The following is a 9,616-nucleotide window of genomic DNA, read 5'->3' as shown; positions in this document are numbered from 1 at the left end:
GTCTCCCGGAGCGCGCTCCGGGAGACCGGCGGCGCGTGATCGTTGATGCTTCTCCTGATGGTCGGGAGAGGGATTTCGGTGATCAAGATCGGGGAGATGATGATGATACTGGATTTGCATCGGCAGGGCCTGTCGGTGTCGGCGATCGCCAGGGAGAGCGGGATCGACCGCAAGACGGTGCGCAAATACATTGCGCGCGGGCTCGAGGCTCCGGCCTACGGACCGCGCAAGCCGCGTCAGGCGGTGATCGATCCCTTCACAGCCTATCTTCGCGAACGCGTCATGCGATATCCCGGGCTCACCGGCAGCCGGCTTTTCCGCGAACTGAAGGACCTCGGCTATGGCGGCGGCTACACGGCCGTTACCGACTTCCTGCGCGACGTCCGTCCTGCCGCGGCGGAGCGCGGATACGAGGTTCGCTTCGAGACCCCGCCCGGCGAGCAGGCGCAGGTCGACTTCGCCCAGTTCAATGTCGTCTTTGCCGATGAGCCGACCACGCCGAGAATCGTCTGGCTATTCTCCATGGTGCTTGGCTTCAGTCGCCTTATCTGGGCACGCTTCGTCGTCCACCAGGATCTGCCGACTGTCTTGCGCTGCCATGCCGGGGCTTTCGAGGCGTTGGGCGGCGCTCCTCGCGAAGTGCTTTACGACCGTATGAAGACGGCTGTGATCGGCGAAGGCGATACCGGCGGCATCGTCTACAACCGTGCCCTCGTCGATCTTGCCCGCCACTATGGTTTCCATCCCAAGGCGTGTCGGCCTTACCGCGCCAAAACCAAAGGCAAGGTCGAGCGGCCGTTCCGCTACATTCGCGAGGACTTCTTCCCGGCCCGGTCCTTTCGCAATCTCGAAGACCTGAACGCCCAGTTGCGTCATTGGCTGGACACGGTCGCAAACCCGAGGGTTCACGCCACCACAAGGCGTGTCGTCAACGAAGCTTTCGCCGAGGAGCGGGCAGCGCTGCGGCCGCTGCCTTTGGCTCCGTTCCGATCGGTCCTAAAGCTCGAGCGACGTATCAGCCGGGAGGGCATGGTCAGCGTCGGCGGCAATTTCTACAGCGTGCCCGACGCCACCAGGCGCCGTGTCGTCGAGGTACACACGCTGGCCGAAGAGTTGCGCATCTTCGAGGACGGCGCACTGATTGCCACCCATCCTATTCTCGAAGGCCGGCACCAGCGTCATGTCGAGCCGGGTCATCGCAACATCCACGTCCACAAGCGCCGACAAAGACTGAGGAACGACGAGGTCATTCTTCATGGCTCGGGCGACAGGGTCGCTCAGCGCCCGCTGGCCTTCTACGACGCCGTCGCCCGGGTGATGGCCAAGGAGCAACGTCCATGACGAACGCGCTCGACACCACGCCATCCACCATCGATCGGATCCGCCACGACCTCGTCGGCCTGAAGATGCCGCGGGCGCTCGAAGCGCTCGATCATGTCGTGCGCCGGCTCGAGAAAGGCGAGATCGCCGCCCTCGAAGCCATGGACATCCTCCTCTCGGAAGAGTTGACCCTGCGCGAGAACAGCCGGATCAAGACGGCACTGCGCATGGGGCGCCTGGCCACGATCAAGACCCTCGCCGGCTTCGACTTCTCTTTCCAGCCCTCGCTCGACCGCGATCGAATCTTCACGCTGGCCCAACTCGGCTTCGTCGCCCGCTGCGAGGTCGTCCACTTCCTCGGCCCGCCCGGCACAGGCAAGAGCCATCTGGCCATTGCGCTTGCAGTCGAGGCTGTGAAGGCTGGAAAGAGCGTCTATTTCTGCACGCTGGCCGAACTCATCGCCGCGCTGGCAAGGGCCGAACGCGAAGGCCGCCTGCAGGAACGCATCCGCTTCTTCTGCCGGCCTGCTCTGCTCGTTGTCGATGAGATCGGCTACTTGCCCGTCGTCCACGGTGGCGGCAATCTGTTCTTCCAACTCGTCAACGCCCGCTACGAGAAGGGCGCAATGATTCTCACCTCAAATCGCGGCTTCGCCGAATGGGGCGAGGTCTTCGGCGACCCTGTCGTCGCAACCGCACTTCTCGATCGCCTGCTTCACCATGCGGTCGTCGTCCAGATCGAAGGATCGAGTTATCGGCTCCGCCAGCACGCCGAGCTCATGCCCGAACACTTGCGATCGAAAGCCTCCATCACGCCGCCGACATTAAATCCACCATCGCGGCCGCGCGGCCGGCCACCGAAAAATGGACACCCCTCCGCGACAGCCTGAGCGGCGAAACTGGGGAATTTTACTTCGGCACTTTTGGGGAAAATTCGAGCGGCATTGACAAACGGGTTCTCGTCGCCGCTCCAGCCTATCTGGCGGCTGGCAGTCCTCTTCAGGAACCGACCGATCTTCTAGATCGCCGCTGCCTGGTGCATGATGCGCAGCCCGAATGGGTGTTCTCGTCAGACGACACACCGATCGTCCTGCGGCCTCCGCCGGCTGCGACCTCGGATTCTATGGGGTTCCTGCTGCAATCCTGCATCGCGGGCGGCGGGGTCGCACTCCTTCCCGCTTACGTGTGCCAGCCGTCCGTGGCGGTCGGCCGCCTTGTGGAGTTGCTCCCGGGCTGGGAAATTCCACCCTATGAAATGATGCTGATCTTTCCCAACCTGAAGAACCAGTCCAAGGCGCAGGCCGCATTCCGCGATTATGTGAATACCTTCGACTTTTCAGCGTTTGCCGTTGGGCGATAACTAGAACTTCTCAAGTCCTACGGTCGCATTGTTCCGTGTCGTGGAATGTCTAACTGGATCGAAAGCCGGACCAGGCATGGACATGAGCCAGTTTGCAAAAAGCGCGGCAGCTTTGTTCCATTGCGTTTCTTTGAGCGAAACAAGATAGACGTTACCGGGGCGTTGATCTTCCCCAGGCAGGAGCTCAACCGGTTGGCCGCGGCGTACCTGTTCGCTCGCCATGCCAATCCAACCCAACGCTATTCCGCTGCCAGCCAAGGCAGCCTGCCTCATCATGAGGTGGTTGTCGAACACAGGACCCGGCAGCCCCTTCCGACACGTTTACCCCGAAGTGCTGGAACCATTGCTTCCAGTCGAACCACGTCTTGTCATCAACCCTGGCATGCTTTCTTTGGGTTGCCCTTACAGTGGGGTAATCACAACAAAACCCGGTGCGGCGGTCAAGCCGCCAGAATGAGCTCGTTTAATGAAGCGCCAGCCTCCGGCTGCGGGAGAAAGGGAGTGCCGTGCCTCAGGACATCCGTGTCACCATCGTGCTGACGGCCGTATCGATGGCATCCGTCGTGGACGGTCCATGGTAACGATCATGACCGGACCTTCAATTCATTCGGGCCACCGCACACCTCTCGGTCGAGGCGGCGCATGAGGCAAGCCACAAGGCATGGGTGGGCAAAAGCGGCTTACAGCACTACGAGCGCATGCTCCGCTCCGATGACTTCAACGAAGGTGCCGTCGCCTTTTCGGAAAAGCGCAATTCCGAGTTCAAGGGGAAGTAGCCATGGACGCGGTAACCACAACGCGCGCGGGTCTACTTGGACAGCACCGTCTGGCACCGATGCTGGACACCCGCTCCATGGTGGTTGCCGGGGTGTCCGGCAGGGAAGGCTCATTCGGCTTGCGGCTGGCCCAGTCCGTCGTCAGCGCCGGATATTCGGGGCGCATCCAGTTCATCGATCCGCGTCAGACCGAAATCCTGGGGAGGCCATGCTTCGCCGCCTTCGCGGACGTTGACGAGGCGCCGGATCTGGCGGTGCTTGGTGTCGGCCCCTAACGCGGCCGCTTCGGCAATGCCGACGCTTCTGGTGGCGCGCGGATGCCGACAGAGGAAGAGCGTGGGTGGGCTGCGGTGGCGGGTGAAGGTCCGGGAGAGAGTCTCCCGGCGCCCGCCGAGGAGCTCCAACCATGACACAGATGGAAATTCACACGCCCACCCGCAACGAGCGTGCCGGTTACAAGGTCGACGTCAGCCGCGGTCAGCGCATCGGCCGCGTGTCGTCAGAATGGTTCAACCGGCCGGCGGACGAGCGATACCTGTCGCTCACCGACCTTCGGAATTCGGTGAAGGCCCGGTCGGAGCGCAGCAAGACTCGCATCGTCGAGAGTGAGCTGATCCGCGTCGAGGCCAGCCGCGACGATCCGGAGCGCCTGAGGTTAATGCTGCCCGATGCGCCTGCCCCAGTTGCCCCCACGCATTGGAGTTTTGGCCAACTCGCCAGCCTGGTAGGTGCACCGGCCACCTATCTGCGCCAGCTTCCGGCCCCGCTCGCGGCGATCAACCTTCAGCACGGTCTCCTCAACCGCCGCGCCGAGCAGGTGAAGACGCTGGAAATCGAGAACGGACGCCTCGAGCTGCGAGCGGTTACAGGTCCGGACTATGGCAGGATTTTCGATGAAGAGCTGATCGCGGCCGTCCAAAAAATCGCCGGCAACGGTACCGGCGACACCCGCTGGAAGATTCCTGGCGTGCTCGACTGGTCAACGGGAATCTACAATCCGAATGTCGACATTTCCAATGCCACGACGACGATCTATGCGTCCGACCGTGATGTCTTTGTCTTCCTCGTCGACGACCTGAATCCGATCGAAGCCGGCAAGCTGCCCGATGGCTCGCCCGACGTCTTTTTCAGGGGGTTTTATTGCTGGAACTCGGAGGTCGGCGCCCGCACGCTTGGAATCGCCAGCTTCTATCTACGTGCAGTGTGCCAGAATCGTTGCCTCTGGGGCGTGCAGGATTTCCAGGAAATCATTATCCGGCATTCCAAATATGCCGCCTCGCGTTTTGCCCTGGAAGCCGAGCCAGCGCTGATCCAGTTCGCGGAGTCTTCGCCCATGCCGTTCGTCAATGGCATCAAGGCTTCGCGGGAGCGTGTCGTCGCTCGGGACGACGAAGATCGCCAGAGCTTCCTGCGCAAGCGCGGCTTCTCCAAGGCGGAGACGACGAAGATCATCGATGCCGTGCTTTCGGAGGAAGGGCACCCGCCCGCCTCGATTTTCGACTTCGTGCAGGGCATTACACGGGTGGCGCGCGACAAGCCGCATCAGGATGTTCGCCTGGAGATGGAGGGCAAGGCCAAGAAGCTTCTCGATCTGGCAGCATGATACTGCAATGCTGCGCGCGGCGGGAGTAGGTAACGTCACCGGGCTGCTGATGCCGCCAGTTTCGAACATGTGCATCGCTGCGGCGCGCAGCACACGGCCTGCGCTGCAGGTCTGGCAAACACATCTCTCAGGTCTAAGTGTGCGCCGCACAAAATCGCAATGCTGCTATGCACAATTAATGTTTCTCGGCTGCGCGGAAGGGAGTAGTCTGTCGATATCGAGTTTCGTCCGGGTCACCTCCTCCCGACCTTGGCGACCAGGGACGGCATTTATTCCTCCCGAATGCTGTCGTCCAAATCAAGCCCGCCGCACCTCCTCCCGCGGCGGGCTTTTTCGTTTGCGAGCGGCGGCTTCTGGCAGCCCGATTGCAGGAAACGAACGCGGAGGTCCGTCAGTCGGGGAGGTTGAACCGTTCGATGGTGATGGTACGCGCGACATCCACGTAATCTCCAGCACTTCGTTCCATGCCTCCTCCCCACCAAGCTCGGAAAGGGCGAGATGAAAGAGCCTGTGCTGGAGATCGAGGCTCATCAGGCCAGGGGCGGTGTTGAAGGCGACCAGCCCGACATGCAGCTCCTCGCGGCGATAGAGGCCGCGAAAGTCGGTCGTGTTGTGCGTGACGAGCACATAGCCGCCCTGCGGCCGGTGCGTGCACCGGCGGTGATGGCTTTTGCAGGGTTCAGGCGGCGCGCCGTTCGGAGGAACGCGAACCGTCTCGACCAACCCCAGTGATGGCGCGGAGGCGGCGGCGAGCGGCGGAATGTCATCGAGCATGTCGAGCGCGACGCGACCGCGCGCCGGGTCACCATATGGTCCTTGGCGCCGGCGAGGCCCAGCCAGCGCACATGGCTCGACTCTGGAAAACCCCGTTCGCGCGCCAGTTTCGCAAGCTCTGGGCTCAGGCATTCGTCGATCAGGAATTTCACGAAACGGCCGGCAGATCGTCGAGACGGATTGTGCGTTTCGATTTCGCCGCCGTGCTGCGCCACGCCGGCTTGACCGGCGGACGGCCACGCCGCGGATAGGCGAGCGCATAGTCGGCCGCGAGCCTGATCCGGTCGAGAGTCAGTTGCGGATAGGCGGCACGGATCGCGTCGGCCGTGTCGCCGTTGGCGAGCATGTCGGCAACGTCATGAACAAGCACGCGTGTTCCCACAAAGGCCGGCTGACCGCTAAGTACCGCTGGATCGCGCGCCACCATCGCCTTTGCTTTCCTCAGCCGGCTGAGGCCGGCCCTTACCCCGGCGGTGATCGGCTTCAGGTCGACCTTAAGGGGATCGTCCGCGACCACGGGCGTAGCATCATCGGCAATGGCGTGCTCGACGATCCGCCGCCGCGCGGCCGGCGTCAGCGTCTCCGCCGTCAGCCAGGCGAGGCGTAGGCCGACGAGACCCGCTCCGACGATGACGCGGCTGCCGCGGCGCGTCTCGACACGGCCGCGCAGCAATCCTGCATCGATGATGCGATGCACCTGCTTGAGCGGCACCTGCGTTACCGCCGCCGCCTCATTGGCGGTGAGCACTTCGCTGCTAAACCCCGGCATGACAATAATCCTTCCACATTCGTGGAAGATATATAGCCATTCTGCCTTCCGCAGTCCAGCGAAGCTTTGCGGCAGCCGGCGGCGTCCGTGCCAGACGCCCGACGGGAGGCAGAGGGGGAGGGGAGGTTTCCTGACGGGCTTGGAGGTTCGGGGAGAGGCCCCGGCCGCCCGTCATGGAGAACCTGACCATGGCAAAGAACGCCATTCAGAAGATCGCGATGAACGCCGCGGAGAACATTCCCTATGACAAGCTCAGGCTGTCGCAGAAGAATGTCCGGCGCATCAAGGACGGCGTGTCTATCGAGCAGCTGGCTGAGGACATCGGGCGGCGAAAGCTCATCCAGAGCCTGAACGTCCGTCCGATGCTCGACGGCGAGGGCGAGGAGACCGGCACGTTTGAGGTGCCGGCCGGCGGTCGTCGCTATCTCGCGCTCGGTATCCTCATCAAGCAAAAGCGCCTGGCAAAGAACGAGCCGATCCCCTGCATCGTTAACCGCACGCAGGAGACCTCGGCCGAAGAGGACTCGCTTGCTGAAAACCTGCGGCGCGCCGATCTGCATCCGCTGGACCAGTTTCGTGCCTTCAAGACGCTAAGCGATCACGGTCTCGATCCGGACGAGATCGGCGCCCGCTTCTTCGTGTCGCCGGCGACGGTGAAACAGCGCCTCAGGCTCGCCTCTGTGTCGCCGAAACTTCTCGACCTCTATGAGAAGGACGAAATCCGGCTCGAACAGATCATGGCGTTTTCGATCTCCGACGATCATGCGCGCCAGGAGCAGGTCTGGGAGCGGATCTCCAGCTCGCACACGCAGGAACCGTATTACATCAGGCGTCTGCTGACGGAGACCACCGTTCGCGCCGATGATCGCCGTGCCGTCTATGTCGGCGCCGAAGCTTATGAGGCTGCCGGCGGGGTCATCCTTCGCGATCTCTTCGAGCAGGATTCCGGCGGCTGGTTCCAGGATGCCGCACTTCTCGAGCAGCTTGTCTTCGACAGGCTGAAGGTGGATGCCGAGGCGATCCGCGCCGAAGGCTGGAAATGGGTGGATGCGGCGATCAGCTTTCCCTATGGCCACACCTCCGGGATGCGGCGCATCTACGCCGAGGCGCAGGAGCTCAGCGCCGAGGAGATCGAACGCTACGACGCGCTGAAGGCCGAATACGACAAGCTGGATGTGGACTATGCCCAGGCCGAGGATGCCGACGAAGCAATCGAGGCGAAGCTCGACCAGCTGGGTGCCGAGCTCGATGCGATCGATGATCGTCCTCAAACCTACGATCCCGCCCAGAAGGCCATTGCCGGTGTGTTCGTTACGCTTGCCGCGAACGGCAAACTCCAGGTCGACGCCGGTTTCGTGCGGTCCGAGGACGAGCCGCGGACCGAAACCGGCGACGTCGATGTGGGCGAGGAAGGGGGCGCCGCCGGCGGAACGCGATCCAATGGCGACGACGATGGCGATGGTGTTGTCGTCAACGGCGAGCCGGTGAACGACACCTCTGGCGCCGACGGCGAGGATGATGACATCAAGCCACTGCCCGATCGGCTCGTCTTCGACCTGACCGCGCAGCGCACGCTGGCACTGCGCAACGCGCTCGCCGGTGACGTCGACATCGCCATCATCGCCGCACTCCATGCCTTCGTCCTGCAGGTCTTCTATCGCTTCGCGCCGGACACGTGCCTGGAGATCAGCCTGAAGAGCGGCAGCTTCAGCCAGGTCGACGGTCTTGCCGAGACATCCTGGGCCAAGGAGATCGCCGAGCGGCACGAAGCCTGGGACCGCGATTTGCCCGATGAGGCGGAAGGCCTGTGGGACTTCCTGTTCGGCCTCGACGAAGCAAGCCGCAAGGCGCTGTTCGCGCATTGCGTCTCGCTGACCCTCAATGCGGTGGTCGAACCCTGGAACAGGCGACCGAAGGCGCTCGAGCATGCAGACATGCTTGGCCGCTCGCTCCAGTTCGACATGGTCAACGCCGGCTGGACGCCTACGGTCGAGTTCCTCGGGCGGCTCACCAAGGCGCGGATTCTACAGGCTGTCCGTGAAGCTCGTGGCGCAGACTCCGCGCAGCTGATCGACCACATGCAGAAGGACATCATGGCGCGTGAGGCCGCGCGTCTTCTCGAACGGTCGAACTGGCTGCCCGAGCCGCTGCGCGTTGAGGTCGATGAAGTTGCTACCGATTCTGGCGATGCGATCGCCGGCGACATGTCGGACGAGGCGGCTCTCGACGGCGATGCCACCGAGCTGCCGGCCTACCTCGCCGACGATGCGGATCCGTCCTCCGATGAGCCGGTGACCATCGACGGCGGCGAGGCGGATCACCTCCAGGCCGCTGAATAATCGGCCTCGCGCTCGCACCGGGTGCGGCACTCCCGCCGGGCCCTTTTTCGTTTTCCGGATGGAGAAATCCACATGTCAGCACATATCGTCTACGAATCCGCCCCATTGGGGAGCGTTATCCGATACAGCGACGGCGCGGCGAAGCCGCCGGCTCGCTTTTCCAAGAAGCTCGCTGCCTGGGAGAGCCGCAACGGCGTCGGTCGTCTGGTCAGGAAGGAACCGCCGCGCGAGCGCGCGACCTATAGCTCGCCGGCCTACTTCACCCTGCATGAGGGCGATTTCGGGCAGGGTGGCGTCATCCTCGTCTCGGTCCGGCGCACTTGGTCCATCGAGAATGACCTGCGTTTCGAGGTCATGGAGCGTTCCATGATCGGCATGGTCCGCGTCCTGCAGGAACTCGGGGACAGCCCGGAACTGCTCTATCTCGCCAAGGATCGCGAGGCGGCCGAACGCTGGCTCGCCAGCAATTCGTACAGCCGAGCCTATCTCGAAGAGGCTCCGCCGATGAGGTCGGCGCCGACGTCATTGAGGGCCGCGCGGCCGCCTGATCGCCTCACCCCATAGAACCACTCCGACCACAGGCCCGGGGGGGGGGGGGGGGGGGGGGCGGGCGGGGAAGGTGGAGGGGTTGAAAGAATTGGTGGTGGGGGGAGGAGGCGGAGGTTTGGGGTGGTG

At 63.2% G+C, this 9,616-nt stretch carries 8 protein-coding genes and 2 pseudogenes; 7 read left to right on the top strand and 3 right to left on the bottom strand.

All coding sequences use genetic code 11. From position 1 onward, the window contains the following. Positions 1-78 precede the first annotated feature (78 nt). The 5 genes from istA to NKH63_RS31035 all read left to right on the top strand — a co-directional run bounded on the left by istA (position 79) and on the right by NKH63_RS31035 (position 5,059). Positions 79-1,341, top strand: a complete 1,263-nt coding sequence (gene istA, locus NKH63_RS31055; protein WP_352920463.1) for an IS21 family transposase — start codon at positions 79-81, stop codon at positions 1,339-1,341. Continuing rightward, positions 1,338-2,210: an IS21-like element helper ATPase IstB gene (gene istB / locus NKH63_RS31050; RefSeq protein ID WP_352920461.1), complete on the top strand. Its 873-nt coding sequence runs from the start codon at positions 1,338-1,340 to the stop codon at positions 2,208-2,210. Before istA ends, istB begins: the two co-directional genes overlap by 4 nt. After that, positions 2,117-2,680: a LysR substrate-binding domain-containing protein gene (locus NKH63_RS31045; RefSeq protein ID WP_352920466.1), complete on the top strand. Its 564-nt coding sequence runs from the start codon at positions 2,117-2,119 to the stop codon at positions 2,678-2,680. The genes istB and NKH63_RS31045 overlap by 94 nt, the downstream gene beginning before the upstream one ends. A gap of 778 nt (positions 2,681-3,458) precedes the next feature. After that, entirely contained in the window at positions 3,459-3,731 is a 273-nt protein-coding gene (locus tag NKH63_RS31040; RefSeq protein WP_031195148.1) for a CoA-binding protein, read from the top strand. 131 nt (positions 3,732-3,862) lie between these two features. Beyond that, the gene (locus NKH63_RS31035; RefSeq protein ID WP_352468590.1) at positions 3,863-5,059 is read left to right on the top strand and encodes a DUF932 domain-containing protein; all 1,197 of its coding nucleotides are present in this window, start codon (positions 3,863-3,865) and stop codon (positions 5,057-5,059) included. Positions 5,060-5,356: 297 nt separating this feature from the next. Here NKH63_RS31035 and NKH63_RS31030 read toward each other — a convergent pair whose 3' ends face one another. The 3 genes and pseudogenes from NKH63_RS31030 to NKH63_RS31020 all read right to left on the bottom strand — a co-directional run bounded on the left by NKH63_RS31030 (position 5,357) and on the right by NKH63_RS31020 (position 6,602). Beyond that, complete coding sequence (locus NKH63_RS31030) at positions 5,357-5,833, bottom strand: hypothetical protein (protein WP_352920469.1); 477 nt, start codon at positions 5,831-5,833, stop codon at positions 5,357-5,359. A 71-nt stretch (positions 5,834-5,904) separates the two neighbouring features. Next, positions 5,905-5,985, bottom strand: a pseudogene (locus NKH63_RS31435) (DUF5615 family PIN-like protein); the annotation flags it as partial. Continuing rightward, a complete protein-coding gene (locus NKH63_RS31020) occupies positions 5,982-6,602 on the bottom strand; it encodes a DUF433 domain-containing protein (protein ID WP_352496762.1) in 621 nt (206 codons plus the stop codon). The pseudogene NKH63_RS31435 and the gene NKH63_RS31020, both read right to left, overlap by 4 nt. A 188-nt stretch (positions 6,603-6,790) precedes the next feature. On the opposite strand from NKH63_RS31020, the gene NKH63_RS31015 reads away from it, so the two are divergent. Both NKH63_RS31015 and NKH63_RS31010 read left to right on the top strand, forming a co-directional pair. Further along, a complete protein-coding gene (locus tag NKH63_RS31015) occupies positions 6,791-8,941 on the top strand; it encodes a ParB/RepB/Spo0J family partition protein (protein WP_352920457.1) in 2,151 nt (716 codons plus the stop codon). A 72-nt stretch (positions 8,942-9,013) separates the two neighbouring features. Beyond that, positions 9,014-9,489: pseudogene (locus tag NKH63_RS31010) on the top strand (UCP036055 family protein). The last annotated feature ends 127 nt before the right edge of the window (positions 9,490-9,616 follow it).

It is taken from the genome of Mesorhizobium sp. M0960 (assembly GCF_040319055.1).
Classification (GTDB): Bacteria; Pseudomonadota; Alphaproteobacteria; order Rhizobiales; family Rhizobiaceae; genus Mesorhizobium.
This window is presented reverse-complemented; position numbering and strand designations above follow the sequence as displayed.

What these genes read in the sequence shown, in the direction of transcription:
- istB (WP_352920461.1), top strand. Translation starts at nt 1,338, where the DNA reads ATGACGAACGCGCTCGACACCACGCCATCCACCATCGATCGGATCCGC.
- NKH63_RS31040 (WP_031195148.1), top strand. Translation starts at nt 3,459, where the DNA reads ATGGACGCGGTAACCACAACGCGCGCGGGTCTACTTGGACAGCACCGT.
- NKH63_RS31035 (WP_352468590.1), top strand. Translation starts at nt 3,863, where the DNA reads ATGACACAGATGGAAATTCACACGCCCACCCGCAACGAGCGTGCCGGT.
- NKH63_RS31030 (WP_352920469.1), bottom strand. Translation starts at nt 5,833, where the DNA reads ATGCTCGATGACATTCCGCCGCTCGCCGCCGCCTCCGCGCCATCACTG.
- NKH63_RS31020 (WP_352496762.1), bottom strand. Translation starts at nt 6,602, where the DNA reads ATGCCGGGGTTTAGCAGCGAAGTGCTCACCGCCAATGAGGCGGCGGCG.
- NKH63_RS31015 (WP_352920457.1), top strand. Translation starts at nt 6,791, where the DNA reads ATGGCAAAGAACGCCATTCAGAAGATCGCGATGAACGCCGCGGAGAAC.